Consider the following 19,371-nt stretch of genomic DNA (forward strand, 5'->3'; position numbering starts at 1 on the left):
GCAAACCGGTTTGGTGGTGGCAACAACTGATTAGATCAGATATCCAGCCATAGCTGAACGACTTGATGAAGTCAGACAGCCCTCTGCATCAGGCAAAGGGCAGTGGCTAATTATTAAACCACTCGGAGAGATAATAAGGGGAGTAAAAATAAGAGCTAAGATTTGCAGCAAGCTTTTGCATCTTTACTTCTCCTTATCGTTATGGGAAACAGCTGCAATTCGGCAGCGCGGACGAGTCAAAATTGTCGGAATTAAATTACCTTGTCAAGCGCTTTTTTTTAACCTTGTTTTAGACATTGATTTAAATACAGTTTTTAACTGTGTATTGCTAATTTCCGGCAAACAGAAAATCGCTGCACTATATTGACTTACAGAAGTTTCAAACGTACATTTCAAACAGTTGTTTAAATTGACTGACTGATATGACCAGTAAACAAAATACCCAACAAAAAATTCTCGATGCAGCAGAGCGTTTATTCGCCGATACCGGCTTTTCTGCAACCTCATTGCGGCAAATTACCGGTATGGCCGAAGTGAATCTGGCGTCGGTGAATTATCATTTTGGTTCGAAAAAAGAGCTGATCCAGGCGGTATTGCAACGTTATCTGGCGGTGTTAATGCCAAGGCTGGATCAGGAATTCAGCTTGTTGTTGTCATCACAAAAACCCAATGATTTACCCAAAGTGTTGTCGGTATTTGTTGAACCTTTATTGGAACTCAACAAAGTCCAGAACCGAGGCACCACGCTGTTTTTACAGTTGCTGGGGCGGGGTTATACCGATGTACAAGGGCATTTGCGCTGGTTTTTTAATCATCATTATGGCCGCACGCTCGACAAATTTGTGCTGTTGGTTCAGCAAAGTTGTCCGGCGTTACCGGCCAGTGAAATTTTCTGGCGGCTGCATTTTTCGCTTGGCACCATCGTTTTTACCATGGCGTCAAACGAAGCGTTAAAAGACATTGCAGCAGCCGATTTTAACGAAGTAGTGGAAATTGATGGTGTGATCAAAAGATTGATCCCCTATCTGGCGGCCGGGATAGCCGCGCCTTTGCAGTCTGACTAAAACCATCCGATAAAGGACAAGCCTTATGTTTATTTTATTTTTAATTATTGTGGCGCTGGTGGTGATCCTTGGGGTCACTGACATCCGCCGTAACCTGGTGACAAAACCTATTTTTGCCATCTTCAAAAAAATTCTGCCGCCGCTGTCAGACACTGAACGTGAAGCGATGGAAGCGGGTGATGTCTGGTGGGATGGTGATTTATTTAAAGGCAAACCAGACTGGAACAAACTGCATGCGATTCCAAAACCGCAGTTGTCAGCTGAAGAACAGGCTTTTATGGACAATGAAGTAGAAACCCTGCTGAAAATGCTGGATGACTACAAAATTGTGCAGGAACAACGGGATTTACCGGTCGAAGTATGGAACTACATTAAAGCCAACGGCTTTTTTGCCATGATCATTCCAAAATCCTATGGTGGCCGTGAGTTTTCTGCAATTGCCAACTCAACAATTGTTTCGCGTATCGCCACCCGCAGCTTGACTGCCGCAGTCACAGTGATGGTGCCAAACTCCTTAGGCCCGGGTGAGCTTTTGATGCACTACGGCACTCAGGAGCAAAAAGACCGTTGGTTACCAGGCTTAGCTGCCGGTAAAGAAGTACCTTGTTTTGCCTTAACAGGCCCGGAAGCTGGCTCTGACGCCGGTGGTATTCCGGACACTGGTGTGGTCTGTAAAGGTGAGTTTGAAGGCAAAGAAGTCATCGGTATCCGCCTGAACTGGGATAAACGTTATATCACTTTAGCCCCGGTCGCCACCGTGCTGGGTCTGGCCTTTAAACTGTCTGATCCGGACAAACTGCTGGGTGACAAAGAAGAGCTGGGTATCACCTGTGCCCTTATTCCAACCTCACACCCTGGTGTTGAAATTGGTGATCGTCATTTCCCGATGAATATGGCCTTTATGAACGGTACTACTTACGGTAAAGATGTGTTTATTCCGCTGGATTGGATCATCGGTGGCCCGTCTTACGCAGGTCGTGGCTGGCGTATGCTGGTGGAGTGTTTATCAGCTGGCCGTGGTATTTCGCTGCCGGCCCTTGGCACAGCCACAGGCCATTTAGCCACCCGTATGACAGGTGCTTACGCTTATGTGCGTCAGCAATTTGGTATGTCGATTGGTAAGTTTGAAGGGGTGCAGGAATCACTCGGCCGTATCGGTGGTTTAACCTACAGCCTGGAAGCGATGCGTGTAATGACAGCTGGTGCCATTGACCTGAAACTGAGCCCGTCTGTGGTGACCGCTATTGCCAAATATCATATGACTGAAATGTCCCGTACGCTGTTAAATGATTCTTTTGATATTCATGCCGGTCGTGCCATTCAGTGTGGTCCGAAAAACTACCTGGCCCATGGTTATATGGGGGTACCAATTTCTATTACGGTAGAAGGCGCCAATATTTTAACGCGTAACCTGATGATTTTTGGTCAGGGTGCCACCCGTTGCCATCCCTATGTATTAAAAGAACTGGAAGCCGCTGCCAACCCGAATGCGGAAGAAGGTTTAAAACAGTTTGATGAATTGCTGCTCAAACACGTCGGTTTTGCGCTTGGCAATACCTTTGGTGCGCTGTTCCAGGGCCTGACTGCAGGTTGTTTTAACAGCTCGCCAGTCGGTGGTGACACCGCCAAATATTACAAACAGTTAAGCCGGATGAGTAAAGCACTCGCGCTCAGCGCCGACTTCTCGATGCTGATGCTGGGCGGTGATTTAAAACGCAAAGAAATGCTGTCAGCCCGTTTAGGTGACGTATTAAGCCATTTGTATATTGCTTCTGCCGTACTGAAGTTTTATGAAGACAATGGCCGTCAGGTCGCAGATCTGCCATTTGTACACTACAGCGTGCAGCGTAATCTGCATGAAATTGGCCGTGCTTTTGCGGGTTTCTTCAGCAACTTCCCGAACCGTTTTGTTGGTGGCCTGTTAAAAGTGCTGGTATTCCCATTTGGTATTGGTTACCAGATGCCGGACGATGAAGTGTCAATGCAAATCTCTGACGCTTTGTTAAAACCAAGTGTAATTCGTGACCGCTTAACCCACTTGTGTTATCTGGGTGAAGCCAAAAACGACCCGACTGGTTCTATGGAACGTGCTTTTGTTGCGGTACATGCGGCGCAGCCTGTGATGAAAAAAATCTATGCAGCGCAAAAAGAGGGCAAACTGGCGCGTAAGCTGCCACTGCAACAGCTGATTGCCAAAGCCGCTGAGCTTGATGTGATCAGTGCCGAAGAAGCCACACAGCTCAATGACATGAACGAACTGCGTTTTGATGCCATCAGTGTGGACAGCTTTAAACCAGGTGAACTGGAAGCGCTGGCCATCAAAGGCTGATAAATCTGTGATTTGAGCAAAAAGGCCGGCAGCAGCTGGCCTTTTTTTATGGGGGCGCTTGGGGTAAAGTAAAGCCTTTACGCCTTATGCTGATGATTTGCCGCCCTCTGGCAGCAGCCTGTCCGCTTTGACATGCCTTTTAAGCGCAATAAGAGAATTAATTTCATGATCGGCTCTTTGATGCTGGACCTGCAAGGTCCGGAAATTTCCCAGGAAGAAAAAGAATTATTGGCCCATCCGGCCGTCGGTGGTGTGATTTATTTCACCCGCAATTATCACGACAAAGCTCAGTTAAAAGAGCTGGTACGCCAGACCCGCGCTGCCAGTAAAAGTCCGTTGTTACTGGCGGTTGACCATGAAGGCGGCCGGGTTCAAAGATTCCGCCCTGAATTTACCTTATTACCCGCCATGGGCCAGATTTGGCCAGGAGCCGGCCAGGATTTAGCCCTGGCCGCCCAATATGCCACCGAAATTGGCTGGCTGATGGCGGTGGAAGTGCTCTCGCAGGACATTGATATTTCTTTTGCCCCTGTGGCTGATATCTGGGGTGTCTGTGATGTCATTCGTAACCGCGCTTTTCACAGTGACCCCGCCAAAGTGGTGGCGCTTGTGAACGCTTTTGCCAAAGGCATGCATCAGGCCGGTATGAAAACCACAGGCAAACATTTCCCAGGCCATGGCAGTGTCAAAGAAGACTCGCATTTAGAGCTGCCTTATGACAGACGCAGCCGCGAAGAGATAGAACAGCTGGATTTAACGGTATTTCGCCAGTTGCAACAATTGGGCGCTTTGGACGCTGTGATGCCGGCTCATGTGGTGTATCCGGCTTTTTGTGATAAAGCCGCCGGTTTCTCCCGTTATTGGCTGCAACAGGTGCTGCGCACTGAGATGCAGTTTAATGGTGTGGTGTTTTCTGACGATTTAGGCATGAAAGGCGCGCATCAGGCTGGCTCCTATCAGCAGCGTGCAGAAGCGGCGCTCAGTGCCGGCTGTGACATGATTTTGGTATGTAACGACAGAGCAGGTGCTATTGAAGTGCTGGATACATTACCTCAGCAATATTGGCAGCACAGCAGCACACGTTTATCACAGTTAAAACATCAGACAAACCTGACGGATGGAATGTTAAGCCAAAGCGCGCGTTATCAGGCGGCTGTTGAGCTTGCAGCGAAGTTAAAAGCAGTAGAGATTGAAGCCAGCGCCAGCTCGGCCGGTATTGTTGAACGCTCTTAAGGAATTTTTGATGATTGAAACCACTATTGCCGGTTTAAGTTTACGTTTGGCCACAAAAAACGATGTGCCACAAATTCTGAGTTTTATTCAGGCGCTGGCAGATTATGAAAAGTTAGCACATGAAGTGGTAGCCACTGAAGACAAGCTGGCGGCCACTTTGTTTAGTGATAAAGCTTTTGCCGAAGTGGTGATTGCCGATTATCAGGGCGAGCCAGCCGGTTTTGCCTTGTTTTTCCATAACTATTCCACTTTTTTAGCCAAACCCGGCATTTATCTGGAAGATTTATTTGTCAATCCAAGCCTTCGTGGCAAAGGTATTGGCAAGGCGCTGATCACTTACCTTGCCAAACTTGCGGTCGAGCGTGATTGTGGCCGGTTGGAATGGTCGGTGCTGGACTGGAATCAGCCAGCTATTGATTTTTACCAGTCACTTGGTGCTGTGATGCTCAGCGACTGGCGTATTAACCGGGTTACAGGCCAAACCCTGCAGGCGATGGCACAGCAGTTCCCGGGTTAAGTTTTTGCAATTTGTTTTGGGGCAGGGACGGCTTAACGCCGTCCTTGTAACACTTCAATCAGCTGTTTCACAGCTTGCATCTGGGGGCCATTTTTAGTGGCATAATGCTCACCGCTATAACCCCACCAGTCCCAGCAACCATTTGGATTCATGACACTTTTATCTGCCTGTGGATAAAAAACCACCAGCTGATTGCTGTCGGCATATTCATTAAGACCGGTTAACCTGGCGTAAACATCACCCACAGCGCCGCCATATTGCTTACAACCGTGAAAACTTACATGTAAGCGGCATGGCTGGCCCTGGCTGCAACTTTGTGGCACATACAGATAGCCGGTTTTACCAAGCTGATCTTTGGCTTTGGGGGCTAAAGCCTGCTGGTTAAGTTCCATCAGCTGACCTGATGTTTTAGCCGCTCTGGCTTTTAAATCAGGCAATAAATGGTTAAGCATTGCACCGGCAGCGTCATAACCACAGCTGCCGATAAAAGGCGTTTTGGAGTCGGCGCAATCAGTGCCATGTTGGTGATCGGTCGGAAAATGATGGGCAAAAGCTTTATCTTTGACATAAACCAGATTGTTTTTGGCAAGTAACGACTGGTATTGCGCTGCTAAGGCGTCGCTGACGGACTCTGCCACTGTGCTGTCCTTCGTGCCATGAAATAACCAGACTTTGTCATCCGCCAGATTTTCAAGCGCATCGATGCCACCTTGTTGTTGCTGCGCTGTTAAATAAGCGCTGGCTGCCGTTAAATCCGGAGTGCTGCTACTTTGGTTTAAACAATGGGCAAAAGCGGTTTGCAGGCTATTGGCGGCACAATACACAGGGCCTGCCGCCACAATAGCTGCACCTTGTACTTCGCTGGAGTAGGCCAGATGAAACTGCGCTGCCATATAACCACCGGATGATAACCCTGACAGCGTGATGTTTTTATCCAAAGTGAGTTTTGGCAGTGATGTTTTATCTGCTGCCAGTGCCGGGCCAGCAGCCACAAAAGAAGCAGCCAGCAACGCTTGCAGCGTTCGTTTATTCCAGGTTTTGCTATGAAGTTTGTGGGGGCGGCCAAAAAAAACTGATGCGTGCATAAAAACTCCAAAAAAATCAAAGGTGTAAAAGCGGTTTATTGTGCTTGCTGTGCTGAAAATGCTGTGCAACGCATTGTTGTTCTTCGTGTTTTTAACCTAAACCTGCTGCAAACAGCGCTTTTGATAAAGATATCAACGACAATGCGTAAATTTTATGCTGCTGGCTATAGTGCTTTGGTACTAAGCTGCGTTGATTTTACCCTTCGGGTTTTGCTGCCGGTTTTTTTGCTGGAAGTAGACGCTGTGTTTTTACGCCGGTTGCCAGCTGCTCGTTTTGGCCATTTGGGTTTGAGATCAGTGGGCAGACCTTCTGGTTTGGCGTGGTGCGCCTGACTGATCAAGTTGTTTAATGTGTTGAGTAGTGGCTGCATAAAGCCCTGATAACTTAACTCTTTTTGGCTGATTTTTAAAAGTGCCGCTTCCCACTGTGCTGTCATATCAGGCTTGCTAGCGCTCGCGGGTAAAGCCGATATCAGGCTTTTGCCTGTTGCTGTGGCCAGAATATGTTTGCCCCGACGTTGTAAAAAACCACGTTTAAACAGCAGTTCAATAATACCGGCGCGGGTGGCTTCGGTGCCAAGGCCATCAGTGTCCCGCAGAATTTGTTTAATGGCTGGATCTTCAACAAAACGGCTGATGCCGGTCATCGCGGCCAGCAAAGTGGCGTCGGTAAAATGCTCGGGTGGCTGGGTATTTTTTTTAATGGTTTCGCCGCGGGCGCAAAATAACTGCTGCCCCAGCTGCAGCGGTGGCAACAATTGGTCCTGCTCAGCATTTTGCCGCTCCGGGTTGTGTTGTTGCCTGGCCTTGGTGTCGTCGAGGTTGTTCTTATTAAGCCACTGTTTCCAGCCAAGGTGCTGCTCTGTTTTGGCGATGGTGCGAAACAGTCCACCGGCAATTTTTAGTTCCACTGTGGTTTCGCCATAACAATAAGGCGGGAAAAACTGCCATAAATATTGGCGGGCTATCAGGCCATAAATTTTTTGTAAATCAGCGCTTAACCGACTGGTGTCCATCGCTTTTTCAGTGGGAATAATGGCATGGTGTGCACCCACTTTTTTGTCATCCCAGGCCTGACTTACCAGCGAAAAATCGGCAGCTGCCACCATCTGCGCCAATTGATGGTTGTGACTGCTTAATGCTCTGCTTATGCTTGGCACTGCCGCTAATTGTTCTTTGGGTAAATAACGACAATCCGATCTTGGGTAAGTTACCAGCTGATAATGTTCATACAACTGCTGGGTTAGATCCAGCACCTGCTGCGCCGCCATGCCATATTGTTTGGCCGCATCAATTTGCAAAGCGGATAAGTTATAAGGCAAGGGCGCGTATTGTTTTTTGTTTTTTTGCTCAAGCTTAGTCACCAGTGCGGGTTGTGCTGTAATGCTGCGCGCCACCTTGTTGGCAAGGCCTGGGTGTAGCACCCGGCCTTCTTCGTCCTGATAAGGTTCACAAGCAGCACTTGGCAGCCATTTGGCGACAAAAGCCGCGCTGTTCTCGTTTTCTGATAATTGCAGATGTGCCAGCACCTGATAAAAAGGTTTGCTGACAAAATTTTCAATCTGCGCGTCACGGCGCGCCACTAGACCCAAAACCGGGGTTTGCACCCGGCCCACCGACAATACCCCCTGAAAACCGGCTTTCTGGCCTTGCAAGGTATAAGCGCGGGTCATATTCAGGCCGTATAACCAGTCAGCTCTGCTGCGCGCCAGCGCTGAGGTGGCCAGCGGCACAAAATCACGGTTGGCTTTTTGGTTTTGTAATGCCCGTACAATAGCTGCTGGGTTTAAATCGTTGATCAATAAGCGCTTGCTGTGTTTGAGTTTGTCGCCTTTGACACCACAATACGCAAAAACTTCATCCACCAGCAGCTGGCCTTCGCGGTCCGGATCGCCTGCGTGCACCAGCTCGTCCGCCTGCTGAATAAGCTTTTTCAGCACCGACAGTTGTTTAGCGCTGCTGGCGCGCTCTTTAAGTTGCCACACTTGCGGCACTATCGGCAGATGCTGCAACTGCCACTTTTTAAAAGCGCTGTTGTAGTCTTCAGGCTCTGCTTGCTCCAGCAAATGGCCAATACACCAGCTCACCACATCACCGTTGCCAAGCTCAATAAAACCGTCGCCATTTTTATGGGGTTTGGGCAACACTGCCGCAATAGCACGGCCAAGGCTGGGTTTTTCGGCGATATATAAAATCATGGTGAGAATGGCTGTATGAATTTACAGTTAATTTATCCTGTTTGAAGCGAAAAGGCAAAACACAGCATTGCTGCAGTGCAGCACTGCTGTACTGAACATAGCCCTAAGCGTGCGTCACTGGCTGCGACTAAAGTCTATGCACCTTAAGTCTAAGTTTGTTTATTGCTGTTTTTCGCTACATTAAGTTATCAAAGCGAGAAAAAGGCCCGCATCATGTCACGAGCAACTACTTCTGGTTATCAAGCGCTGTACCAACAAGCCAGTGCCGATCCCGTTCGCTTCTGGGCGGCACAGGCGGCAAAGCTTGATTGGTACCAAACACCAACCCAGGTGTTAACAAAACAGGATGACTACCATTACCAGTGGTTCGCCGATGGTGAGCTCAATAGCTGTTATCTGGCTCTGGATCATCACCTGAGCCAGGGTCGTGCTGAGCAAACCGCGCTGATTTACGACTCTGCCGTTACCGGCACTAAACAACGTTTTAGTTATGCCGAATTAACACAACAAGTGGCACTTTTTGCCGGTGTGCTAAAAGCCAATGGCGTGGGCAAAGGTGATAGGGTTGTGATTTACATGCCGATGATCCCCCAGGCTGTGATTGCCATGCTGGCGGTGGCGCGCCTTGGTGCTGTGCACTCTGTGGTGTTTGGTGGTTTTTCCGCACACGAGCTGGCGCTTCGGATTGATGATGCCAGCCCAAAACTGATTGTCAGCGCCTCCTGTGGCATTGAAATTAACCGGCTGATTGCCTACAAACCGCTGCTGGACGAAGCGCTTGAGCTTTCCAGCCATCAGGTGCCTTGTTGTGTGATTTACCAGCGTGAGCAGCTGCAGGCCAGCATGGTGCCGGAGCGCGACCTGGACTGGCAGCAGCAGCTATCGCAAGCAACACCGGCGGCCTGTGTGCCTGTAGCCGCCACAGATCCTTTGTATATTCTGTACACCTCAGGCACCACAGGTAAACCCAAAGGGGTGGTGCGGGATAACGGTGGTCATGCGGTGGCGCTGAAGTACAGCATGCAGGCGGTTTATAACTGTCAGGCCGGTGATGTGTTTTTTGCAGCTTCAGATGTGGGCTGGGTGGTCGGGCATTCTTACATTGTGTATGGGCCTTTAATCGCAGGTTGCACCACAGTACTTTATGAAGGAAAACCGGTATTTACGCCAGACGCCGGTGCTTTCTGGCGGCTTTGTGCTGAATATCAGGTTAAAGTTTTGTTTGCCGCGCCCACAGCTTTTCGTGCTATCCGCAAAGAAGACCCGGATGCTTTGTTGCAGCAATATGATTTATCAAAACTTTCATACATTTTTATGGCCGGTGAACGGCTTGACCCTGCCACTTTTTATTGGGTGCAGGACAAAATAGGCAAGCCGGTGATCGACCACTGGTGGCAAACCGAAACCGGCTGGGCTATCAGCGCAAATCTGGCCGGGGTGGAGTTATTACCGGCCAAAGCAGGTTCGGCCACAGTACCGGTGCCAGGTTATCAGCTGGAGGTACTTGACGACAGCGGCCAGCGTGTCGGCGCCAATCAGCAGGGTTATATAGCGTTAAAACTGCCACTGCCACCCGGATGTTTAACCACCATCTGGGGCAATGATGAGCGTTTTGTCGACGGTTATCTGCAGACTTTTGCCGGTTATTACGCCAGCGGAGATGGTGGTTATCTGGACGAAGAGGGTTATTTGTTTGTGATGGGCCGCACCGACGATGTGATTAATGTGGCCGGCCACAGATTATCCACAGGTGAAATGGAGCAAATTGTCGCTGCACATCCTGCTGTGGCGGAATGTTGTGTTATTGGCATTTATGACGCCATTAAAGGCCAGCAACCCCTGGCGCTGGTGCTGCTGAAAAATGGCATCCGCATTACTGAAGCGGAACTGGAGGCAGAGCTGACGGCTATGGTGCGCCGTGACATCGGTGCTGTAGCATGCTTTAAAAAGGCCATGCTGGTGCCAAGATTACCCAAAACCCGCTCCGGCAAAATATTACGCAAGTTGCTTCGGCAAATTGCAGCAGGTCAAAGTTACACTGTACCTTCCACCATCGACGATCCGGCCTGTTTACCGGAAATTGCTGGCCTGATGGCAGAGCGCGAGCTGATTGGGCATATGTAAGGCCAACCCCGGAGGCTGCGTCAGTTCTGTTATAAGATTGATAACACAGCTGCGGCTAAAAACAGATCCTGTCCAGCCGTGACGGGATCTGTGCCTTAATGCCAAGCTGCTGTAGTTTCTGCTGCAGAGCCTCCAGTGCCGGTAGCTCGCCATGCACCAGATAAAACTGCGGTGCCCCCTGAATTTGGCTGGCCCAGGCCAGTAAATCGGCCTGGCCGGCGTGCGCCGATAAACCGCTTAACTGATGAATTTTGGCTTTGACCGCAATCTCTTCGCCGTAAATTTTCAGCGTTTTGACGCCGTCTACTATCATCCGCCCAAGGCTGCCTGCGGCCTGAAAACCAACAAAAATCACATGGTTGTTGGGCTTCCAAAGATTGTGTTTAAAGTGGTGCAAAATACGGCCGCCGTTACACATGCCGCTGCCTGCTATCACAATAGCACCGGAGTCAAACTGGTTAATCGCCATTGAGGCTTCCGGGCTCGCTGTTAAAGTTAACATCGGCAGTAATTGTTGCAGCGCCATGCCAGGCTGATAACCAATAGCCTTAAGGTCCGCTTCATCCAGCGCATCAAAACACCATTGATATAACTTCAGAATTTCAATGGCCATGGGGCTGTCGAGAAAAATCTGTTGTTGCACCAGTCGTTTCTGATAATGCAGTTTGGCCAGGTAATACAACACTTCCTGTGAGCGGCCAAGTGCAAATGCCGGAATAAACACATTGCCACCATCCATGGCCGCCTGCGCAAGCACAGCAGCCAGCTCATCAAGCGCTGCCTCGCTGTTTGGGTGGTTACGGTCACCATAAGTGCCTTCCAGCAATACCAGATCCGCGTGTTCCACCAACGCTGGATTGGTCATTAGCACAGTGGCCGGATTACCCAAATCGCCGGAAAAAACCAGCCTTTTATCGTTATTGCCGTTGGCAAAATCGAGCAGCACAATGGCAGAGCCAAGAATATGGCCGGCATCACGCAGCTCAAGTGTGACACCCGGTGCTATTTGCTTTGGGCTTAAATAAGGCAGGGGTTTTAGCTGATCCAACACGGCTTCGACATCATCATCATTCATCTGCGCCTGAAGCTCGGGCAGGCCCTGACGGCGGCGTTTTTTATTATGCTGTTCAAGTTCACGTAAATAGAGGCTCACCGAGTCTTTTAACAACACCGGCAGCGCCAGCGCTGTGCCGCTGCTGCAATAAATGTGGCCAGCAAACCCCCGCGCCACCAGCAGCGGCAATAAACCACTGTGATCTATATGGGCGTGCGACAAAATCAGCAGATCAATGGTTTTGGGGTCAAAATCAAACTGAACATCTGCGGTTTTTGTCAGTTCAGCACCGCCTTGTTGCAGACCACAGTCGAGCAGCAGTTGTATTTGGTTAAAACACAGCAGATGGCAGGAACCTGTCACTTGCCGGGCAGCTCCGAGAAACTGAACTTCAATAGGCGGCATGGGGGCTCCTGTGGTTTGTGTAGCTGGCAATGCCGCTGATAAAAGCAGCAACTAAATACTAAGTCATTGATCAATATGACGCAAAAGTATCAGGCAAAAGTATCGGGCAAAAGCAAAAACTAAAGCGCTTTGTTGAGAAACAGGGCACAGCAGCCTATGGTGAATACGGTCATTTTTTAAAGGTGCAAAGTTGTTGCCCACAATCACGGAGGCCGACATGGCAGAGCAGCAGGATAGTCCGCAATTTTCGGTGCAGTTAAGTCTGGTGGAAGGCTACAAATTTTTGGTTGATTTTGGCGATATGGGGCAGTTGTTCAGTGATGAACCACCGCCGCTGGGGCTAGGTGAAGGACCAAATCCAACCCGGCTATTAGCGGCCAGCGTGGCCAATTGCCTGGCTGCCAGTCTGATCTTTGCCATTCGCAAGTTTAAAGAAGATCCAGGCAAAGTCACTGCTGAAGTTACAGGCATACTGGAGCGGCAACAGGGGCGTTGGCGTGTTGCAAAGTTAAAAGTCCGGTTACAGCTTGGCAGCAGTGTGGATGCCATCCCTCATCTGGAGCGTGCGTTGTTGCAGTTTGAGGACTTTTGTGTGGTCACACAAAGTGTGCGACAGGGCATTGCGGTGCAGGTTGAGGTGCAGGATAACGCTGGTCAGCTTTTGTCATTGGCTTCACCTGCATCCTAGTTGCCGGGTTCTTATCAATAAAATCGATTGATTTCAGTTATTAAAGTTGATTTAGAAAATTGCAACCAGAGTCTACCTTTAAAGGTAGCTGTTCGTGAGCGACTGATTTATCTAAACCAAAGGACACAAAACATGGATTACAACACACCAAACAAAGGCCAATGCCCTGTGATGCATGGTGCCAATACCAGTGCCAGCCATGGCTCTCAAGCGACGGCGCTGTGGTGGCCCAAAGCACTGAATCTTGACATCCTGCACCAGCACGACCACAAAACCAATCCGATGGATGAGGGTTTTAACTACAAAGAAGCGTTTTTGTCGTTGGATCTGGAAGCGGTTAAAACCGATTTAAAAGCCTTGATGACTCAAAGCCAGGATTGGTGGCCGGCCGACTGGGGTCATTATGGTGGTTTAATGATCCGGATGGCCTGGCACAGCGCCGGTACTTACCGTATTGCCGATGGACGTGGTGGTGCCGGCACAGGCAATCAGCGTTTTGCCCCGCTCAATAGCTGGCCCGACAACGGTAATCTCGACAAAGCACGGCGTTTGTTATGGCCCATTAAACAAAAATACGGCAACAAATTATCCTGGGCGGATTTAATGATTTTGGCCGGCAACATGGCCTATGAGTCTATGGGGTTAAAAACCTTCGGTTTTGCCGGTGGCCGTGAAGATATCTGGCATCCGGAAAAAGATATTTATTGGGGTTCAGAGCGTGAATGGTTAGCACCTTCGGGTGGTGAAAACAGCCGTTATAGCGGTGATCGGGAACTGGCCAACCCGCTGGCCGCTGTGATGATGGGGCTGATTTATGTGAATCCTGAAGGGGTAGACGGCAAACCAGATCCATTAAAAACCGCCAGAGATATGCGGGAAACTTTTGCCCGTATGGCGATGAATGACGAAGAAACTGTGGCGCTTACTGCCGGCGGTCACACTGTGGGTAAAGCGCACGGCAATGGCAATGCCGCCAATTTAGGGCCTGCGCCAGAAGGTGCTGATCTGCACGAGCAGGGGCTAGGCTGGATGAATCATCAAAGCCGCGGCATTGGTCGTAACACTGTCACCAGCGGTATAGAAGGTGCCTGGACCACAGAGCCCACCAAATGGGACAACGGCTATTTTTATCTGCTGCTCAGCTACGACTGGCAACTGACCAAAAGCCCGGCTGGTGCCTGGCAGTATGAGCCGGTAAATATTAAAGAGCAGGATAAACCGGTGGATGTGGAAGACGCATCCATCCGGGTGATGCCAATGATGACAGATGCCGATATGGCGCTGAAAGTCGACCCGGACTACCGCAAAATTTCTGAGAAGTTTTATGCCGATCCGGCGTATTTTTCCGAAGTGTTTGCCCGCGCCTGGTTTAAATTAACCCACCGCGATTTAGGGCCAAAAAGCCGTTATTTAGGCGCTGATGTGCCAAAAGAAGATTTGTTATGGCAAGACCCTGTGCCATCGGTTGATTATTGTTTAACAGATGCCGAAATTGCGGATTTAAAAACAAAAATTCTGGCAACAGGCTTAACAGTGTCTGAGCTGGTGGCGACCGCCTGGGACAGCGCCCGCACTTACCGAGGCTCTGATCACCGGGGGGGCGCCAATGGCGCGCGCATTCGTCTGGCACCACAAAAAGACTGGGTTGGCAATGAGCCGGCGCGGCTGCAAAAAGTGCTGAATGCACTGACAACTCTGCAGGCAGGCCTTGCCAAAAAAGTCAGTCTGGCAGATTTAATAGTGCTGGGCGGCGCAGCAGCTGTGGAGCAAGCGGCCAAAGCCGCTGGTGTGCCTGTGGTGGTGTCTTTTACACCGGGCCGGGGTGATGCACTGCAGGCGCAAACTGATGTGGAGTCTTTTGCGGTGCTTGAGCCAGTGCACGATGCGTTTCGGAACTGGCTAAAACAGGATTATGCCGTGATGCCGGAAGAGCTGATGCTCGATCGCGCCCAGCTGATGGGCCTGACCGCCCGCGAAATGACAGTGCTGCTCGGTGGTATGCGTGTGCTCGGCACTAACCATGGCGGCAGCTCTGATGGTGTTTTTACCAACAAAGTGGGCGTACTCAGCAATGACTTTTTTGTCACCCTGACTGATATGGCCTATAGCTGGAAGCCGACGGGGAAAAATTCTTACCAGCTGATTGAACGTAAATCCGGTGCGGTGAAATTTACGGCCACCCGGGTTGATCTGGTGTTTGGCTCCAACTCCATTTTACGAGCTTATGCTGAGGTGTATGCGCAAAACGACGGTAAACAAAAATTTGTGCACGACTTTGTTAAAGCCTGGCATAAAGTGATGAACGCCGACCGTTTTGACTTAAGGTAACGCGCGGGAAAGCAGCCGGCGCCTGTCGCAGCAATCCGGCAGCACAGTACAACAGAAAAACCACAGCAGGGTAACACATCTCTGCTGTGGTTTTATTTTTGCGGCCTTTTGGCCAAAGTTTGCAAAAAACGCCTCGGTGAAAAAAGCCACAGCGCTTTTTGCAAATTCACAGTGCAGCTTCTAATCTTCTGAATATCTGAATGTTTTCTGTAATGGAAACAATGTATTTCGGCTTATTGACCACAACGAGGCTCTTTTGACTACAGTCAGATCCCGCTATTCGCTGGTTAAAAAAATCACCCGCCAGAATCTAACCGTGCTGTTGGTCAGCATGTTGCTGAGTTTTGTATTGATTGCTGCGGTGTTATGGCTGACAGCGCGTGACCGCCAGGGCAGTGCCGCTGAGCTGGCAGCTGTACAGCTGGCACGTAATGTGTCGGCCATGCTGGTTTTTAATGATCCGGTTGAAGCCCGCCGTGAGCTGACCTTACTTGCCAATCAGCGTGCCCTGACTGACATTGCGTTATACGATAGCCAGGGCAAGTTGTTTGCATCCGTGCCGGGTGTTGCTGTGGCAGCATTTGTGCCTGACACGCAGGCGCTTACCACAGAGCGCAGTTATCAGGGGCTGCAGATCAAAATCAGCACACCTGTGCTGGTTAAAGACAAAGTTGAAGGTGTGCTTTATCTCAGCGAGTCTTTGCACCAGCTGATGAACTGGTTTATTCAGGGGCTGGCGGTCATGTCGGTGCTGATGCTGCTGATTTATCTGCTGGCCGCCCGTTTATTGGTGAAGTTACAAAAGCAGGCGTTGTCGCCTTTGGTGGAGCTTGCCGCGCTGGCAGAGCGGGTGGCTGCGGAGCGTAATTTTTCTTTGCGTGCACCTGTGGTCAATAACGATGAAATCGGCAGTCTGACCCAGGGGTTTAATGAGTTATTAAAAAGGGCAGAGATTTGGCAGTCTGAACTCAGTGATCAGCTGCAGCAGGAGTCTGAGCGCGGTGCCGAGCTTGAACATCTGGCCTTATACGACAGCCTGACCGCTTTACCGAACCGGCATTATTTTGGTCAGTTGTTACATCAGATGGTCAGTGACAGTGTGCAGCATGGCCAAAAATCGGCGTTGTTGTTTATCGATTTGGACAATTTTAAATATGTAAATGACAACTTTGGCCATGACGCCGGTGATGCGGTGCTGGTAGAAGTCAGTAAACGTATTCTGGCGGTGATCCGAGCCGACGATCATTTATGCCGGCTGGGTGGTGATGAATTTGCGCTGTTGCTGCCAAAACAGGTGACAGTTGCACAAACCTCGCAACTGTGCGAGCGTTTGCTGGCGCAAATCCGCGCCCCTTTATTGATCAAAAACACGCCGATGCCGGTAAGTTTAAGTATTGGTGTGGCATTGTGCCCTGAGCACAGTCACGATGTGGCAACACTGTTACAGCTGGCGGATGAAGCCATGTACAGAGCAAAACGGGCGGGAAAAAATGGTTATCAGATCTATCAGGCTGGTTAAGCTGTGTGGCCTTTGGCTGTTCAGTGGAGCCTGTGCTGCCCAGCAGTTGCCTAGCCTGGAAGAGCTGCTGCAGCAAAAAACCAATGTAGATCCGGCGCAGATTGAGGTGTCCACTTCGGCCCGTTATCAGCAAAATGCCGGCCAGTCGCCACAGGTCACTTATTTGATCACCGACGAAGAAATCAGGCGATTTGGTCTGCGTAACCTGGGGGAAATTTTAAGTTTAATGCCCGGGCTTTATGTCAGCACCGACAGCAGTTTTGGGTATTTGACCGCAAGGGGCATAGGCCGGCCCGGGGACTACAACTCCAGATTGTTATTTTTGCTCGATGGTACCCGGTTAAACGACAACATCTATGATGCCGGCATTATCGGCAGCGATTTTTTTATCGACACCCAACTGATTGAACGGGTGGAATATAGCCCAGGCAGCGGATCGGCTTTATATGGCAACAATGCGTTTTTGGGGGTGGTGAATATCATCACCAAAAGAGGCAATCAGTTGCGGGGGGCTCAACTGGCACTGACGGGCGACAATCAGCATCATAATACAGTGTCGTTTTCTTACGGCCTGCGCGATGATAGTGGTCACGAAGGCTGGCTGGCACTGAGTAAAGGAGACAGGCGCCATATAGATTTTCCGGATCAGCAGACTGAAGCTGTGTTGTGGCAACAAAAAGGTTTGAACGACGATCACACCGACAAAGTTTCCGGCAGTTACCGATACCGGCGTTTGCATCTGATGCTCGGGGCTATCAACAGAGTGCGCGAAGAGCCGGTGTCGCTGGTGGCTCAAAGCAACTTTACCGGCATTACCCGTGACGAAAACCGCAATTATTTTATTGCCCTGCAGCATGGTCTCAGCCTAAGCGATGAGCTGGAGCTTTATAGCCATTTATCGACCAACAGTTCTTATTACCGCGCCCTTACGCCATTTTTATCCGGGCCGGCACAACAGAATAACTATGATTTTGCCGTACGTGGTAAATGGACCAACCTGGATTTACGTTTTAGTTATCAGCCCAGTGCTCAAAGCCATTTGCTGATGGGAGTTGATGCGCAAAAAGACCATCACCAGAGTTACCGCCTGAGTATTGATGCTGTGCTGCCGCTGCTTGATGCTAACAGCAGTAACAATAGGGCTGGTTTGTATGTGCAATACGACTGGCAGCTGCTGAGCGAGCATCGTTTGATCAGCGGTTTTCGTTATGACTACACGGCACAAAATGTGCGGGAGCTCAGTCCTAAAGTGGGTTGGGTCTGGCAAAGTTCGGCCGAACAAAGTTTGAAGTTGAGTTATGGCACGGCGTTTCGGGCGCCCAACGAATATGAGCAGGAAACCAACAGTTTCTTCCAGGCCAGTATACCGGTCTCAGAGCTTATCCGCACGCTGGAGGCAAGCTGGCAACGCCAGTTTGCAGCGGGCTGGGCTTTGTCAGCCACTCTTTATCATTCCAAAGTTGAAAATATGATCAGCAGCAGTATTGGCCAGACCGCAGTGCTGCAGTTTTATAACGATCGGCAGGTAAAAGCCATTGGCATCGAGAGCACCGCCAGTAAACGCTGGCAGCAGGGCTCACAGCTGCAGCTTTCGGCCAGTGTACAGCGCTCCCGATACGATTTTAACAGCATGGATTTAACCAATGCGCCTGAGCGGCTGTTTAAAGCAGATTTCAGTCAGCCACTCTGGACTGAAGCGCTGCAGCTGAATTGGCGGCTTTTTGCCGCTTCACCAAGGCAAAGTGTCAGGGGGGAACTGGCCGGTTTTGCCAGGCACGATCTGATGTTGTCCTGGCAGGGTAATAAAGACTTGTCTGTGGTATTTGGCGTAAAAAACCTGTTTGACCATCAATATGTTGATGTGCCACTCGCCAGTGGTGTGTTGTTAGGTCAGCCCGGGCGCAGTGTTGAGCTGGCATTACGCTGGAATTTTTTCCAATGAAAGCGCAACAGGCGTTAATCAGCGCTGTCTGCCTTGGCGCTTTATTGCCGCTGGGAGTAGTAAGTGCTGAAGCTGAACTTAAAGCGGCCTTGTTATACCGTTTTGTCCAGTTTAGCCAGTGGTCGCAACAGGCGCCTGCAGCGCAGCTGTATTGTGTAGCTGGAGATCAACAAGTGTTTGCTGCATTGCAGGCGTTACTGCAGCAAAGCGGCGGGCAAAACAACGACAAAACGAGGTTATTGGCCAATGTTAAAGACGGCAGCGCCTGTACCGTACTTTATATGAGCGACAGTATGGTCAAACAAAGTCAATGGCATACGCTACTGCGTCAAAAAGGCCAGTTAACAGTTGTTGAAGGTGCTGAGCTGTTTCGTAAAGGGGCCCATTTTGGTTTAATCGCTGAACCCAACCGCATTTCGTTCCGGGTCAACCTGACCCAGGCCCGCGAGCAGGGCTTTCACTTCAGTGCGCAGATGTTAAAACTAGCGAAAGAAATTCATTAATATTTGAAGGTCTATTTGCTGGCAAGGGTTTAGCCTTTGCAAGCACGATCCCTTGAGCATCACTGAATATTAAAAACTAAGACCAAGGGGAAAATGGGTTGAGATGGATTTAGTCAGATGACTTTTTTGCATGTCGTTAGTTCAAGCCGTCGATTGACGACAAAAATTAATAAAACGCAAATAAACCGGGAGAAATTTGGTGCGTCCTAGTGGACTCGAACCACCGACCCCCACCATGTCAAGGTGGTGCTCTAACCAACTGAGCTAAGGACGCATTTTGGGTTTGTTATCAAGTTTGATTGCACCTTTTAAGCGGGCGCTTAAAAATTGGTGCGTCCTAGTGGACTCGAACCACCGACCCCCACCATGTCAAGGTGGTGCT

Annotated in this window: 13 protein-coding genes and 1 tRNA gene; 10 read left to right on the forward strand and 4 right to left on the reverse strand. The window is 49.9% G+C overall.

Going from position 1 to position 19,371, the window contains the following annotated elements; translation table 11 throughout:
* The first annotated feature begins 422 nt into the window (after window positions 1–422).
* From V7P87_RS15005 to V7P87_RS15020, 4 genes are all read left to right on the forward strand, one after another.
* Window positions 423–1,064, forward strand: coding sequence for a TetR/AcrR family transcriptional regulator (locus tag V7P87_RS15005; protein ID WP_333798153.1), 642 nt, complete (start codon window positions 423–425; stop codon window positions 1,062–1,064).
* Between the two features lie 25 nt (window positions 1,065–1,089).
* Window positions 1,090–3,393 (forward strand): acyl-CoA dehydrogenase, encoded by a 2,304-nt coding sequence (locus V7P87_RS15010; RefSeq protein ID WP_333798154.1) that lies wholly within the window; start codon window positions 1,090–1,092, stop codon window positions 3,391–3,393.
* A 165-nt stretch (window positions 3,394–3,558) separates the two neighbouring features.
* Complete coding sequence (gene nagZ, locus V7P87_RS15015; RefSeq protein WP_333798155.1) at window positions 3,559–4,626, forward strand: beta-N-acetylhexosaminidase; 1,068 nt, start codon at window positions 3,559–3,561, stop codon at window positions 4,624–4,626.
* A 10-nt stretch (window positions 4,627–4,636) separates the two neighbouring features.
* Window positions 4,637–5,143 carry a GNAT family N-acetyltransferase gene (locus tag V7P87_RS15020; protein ID WP_333798156.1) on the forward strand — a complete coding sequence of 169 codons (507 nt, stop codon included), beginning with the start codon at window positions 4,637–4,639 and terminating at the stop codon, window positions 5,141–5,143.
* Window positions 5,144–5,175: 32 nt separating this feature from the next.
* On the opposite strand, the gene V7P87_RS15025 is transcribed toward V7P87_RS15020, so the two are convergent.
* The gene (locus V7P87_RS15025; RefSeq protein WP_333798157.1) at window positions 5,176–6,228 is read right to left on the reverse strand and encodes an extracellular catalytic domain type 2 short-chain-length polyhydroxyalkanoate depolymerase; all 1,053 of its coding nucleotides are present in this window, start codon (window positions 6,226–6,228) and stop codon (window positions 5,176–5,178) included.
* A 164-nt stretch (window positions 6,229–6,392) separates the two neighbouring features.
* The gene (locus V7P87_RS15030; protein WP_333798158.1) at window positions 6,393–8,426 is read right to left on the reverse strand and encodes a DNA topoisomerase III; all 2,034 of its coding nucleotides are present in this window, start codon (window positions 8,424–8,426) and stop codon (window positions 6,393–6,395) included.
* A 162-nt stretch (window positions 8,427–8,588) separates the two neighbouring features.
* On the opposite strand from V7P87_RS15030, the gene V7P87_RS15035 reads away from it, so the two are divergent.
* On the forward strand, window positions 8,589–10,550 hold the full coding sequence (locus tag V7P87_RS15035; protein ID WP_333798159.1) for a propionyl-CoA synthetase: 1,962 nt from the start codon (window positions 8,589–8,591) through the stop codon (window positions 10,548–10,550).
* 55 nt (window positions 10,551–10,605) lie between these two features.
* On the opposite strand, the gene V7P87_RS15040 is transcribed toward V7P87_RS15035, so the two are convergent.
* Window positions 10,606–12,009, reverse strand: coding sequence for an MBL fold metallo-hydrolase (locus tag V7P87_RS15040; RefSeq protein WP_333798160.1), 1,404 nt, complete (start codon window positions 12,007–12,009; stop codon window positions 10,606–10,608).
* Between the two features lie 217 nt (window positions 12,010–12,226).
* Here V7P87_RS15040 and V7P87_RS15045 point away from each other — a divergent pair, with 217 nt between their 5' ends.
* The 5 genes from V7P87_RS15045 to V7P87_RS15065 all read left to right on the forward strand — a co-directional run bounded on the left by V7P87_RS15045 (window position 12,227) and on the right by V7P87_RS15065 (window position 18,989).
* The gene (locus tag V7P87_RS15045) at window positions 12,227–12,697 is read left to right on the forward strand and encodes an OsmC family protein (RefSeq protein ID WP_333798161.1); all 471 of its coding nucleotides are present in this window, start codon (window positions 12,227–12,229) and stop codon (window positions 12,695–12,697) included.
* 132 nt (window positions 12,698–12,829) lie between these two features.
* Entirely contained in the window at window positions 12,830–15,025 is a 2,196-nt protein-coding gene (katG, locus tag V7P87_RS15050) for a catalase/peroxidase HPI (protein ID WP_333798162.1), read from the forward strand.
* A 256-nt stretch (window positions 15,026–15,281) separates the two neighbouring features.
* Complete coding sequence (locus tag V7P87_RS15055) at window positions 15,282–16,544, forward strand: diguanylate cyclase domain-containing protein (protein WP_333798163.1); 1,263 nt, start codon at window positions 15,282–15,284, stop codon at window positions 16,542–16,544.
* Window positions 16,516–18,486, forward strand: coding sequence for a TonB-dependent receptor plug domain-containing protein (locus V7P87_RS15060; protein WP_333798164.1), 1,971 nt, complete (start codon window positions 16,516–16,518; stop codon window positions 18,484–18,486). Before V7P87_RS15055 ends, V7P87_RS15060 begins: the two co-directional genes overlap by 29 nt.
* Window positions 18,483–18,989 carry a YfiR family protein gene (locus V7P87_RS15065; RefSeq protein ID WP_333798165.1) on the forward strand — a complete coding sequence of 169 codons (507 nt, stop codon included), beginning with the start codon at window positions 18,483–18,485 and terminating at the stop codon, window positions 18,987–18,989. The genes V7P87_RS15060 and V7P87_RS15065 overlap by 4 nt, the downstream gene beginning before the upstream one ends.
* A 197-nt stretch (window positions 18,990–19,186) precedes the next feature.
* On the opposite strand, the gene V7P87_RS15070 is transcribed toward V7P87_RS15065, so the two are convergent.
* Window positions 19,187–19,263, reverse strand: a tRNA-Val gene (locus tag V7P87_RS15070).
* Window positions 19,264–19,371: the final 108 nt, after the last annotated feature.

It is taken from the genome of Rheinheimera sp. (assembly GCF_036782235.1).
Classification (GTDB): Bacteria; Pseudomonadota; Gammaproteobacteria; order Enterobacterales; family Alteromonadaceae; genus Pararheinheimera.

Bases quoted from the DNA above. Each gene is read 5' to 3' on its own strand.
- V7P87_RS15005 (WP_333798153.1), top strand. From the start codon at position 423: ATGACCAGTAAACAAAATACCCAACAAAAAATTCTCGATGCAGCAGAG.
- V7P87_RS15010 (WP_333798154.1), top strand. From the start codon at position 1,090: ATGTTTATTTTATTTTTAATTATTGTGGCGCTGGTGGTGATCCTTGGG.
- nagZ (WP_333798155.1), top strand. From the start codon at position 3,559: ATGATCGGCTCTTTGATGCTGGACCTGCAAGGTCCGGAAATTTCCCAG.
- V7P87_RS15020 (WP_333798156.1), top strand. From the start codon at position 4,637: ATGATTGAAACCACTATTGCCGGTTTAAGTTTACGTTTGGCCACAAAA.
- V7P87_RS15025 (WP_333798157.1), bottom strand. From the start codon at position 6,228: ATGCACGCATCAGTTTTTTTTGGCCGCCCCCACAAACTTCATAGCAAA.
- V7P87_RS15030 (WP_333798158.1), bottom strand. From the start codon at position 8,426: ATGATTTTATATATCGCCGAAAAACCCAGCCTTGGCCGTGCTATTGCG.
- V7P87_RS15040 (WP_333798160.1), bottom strand. From the start codon at position 12,009: ATGCCGCCTATTGAAGTTCAGTTTCTCGGAGCTGCCCGGCAAGTGACA.
- V7P87_RS15045 (WP_333798161.1), top strand. From the start codon at position 12,227: ATGGCAGAGCAGCAGGATAGTCCGCAATTTTCGGTGCAGTTAAGTCTG.
- katG (WP_333798162.1), top strand. From the start codon at position 12,830: ATGGATTACAACACACCAAACAAAGGCCAATGCCCTGTGATGCATGGT.
- V7P87_RS15060 (WP_333798164.1), top strand. From the start codon at position 16,516: ATGGTTATCAGATCTATCAGGCTGGTTAAGCTGTGTGGCCTTTGGCTG.
- V7P87_RS15065 (WP_333798165.1), top strand. From the start codon at position 18,483: ATGAAAGCGCAACAGGCGTTAATCAGCGCTGTCTGCCTTGGCGCTTTA.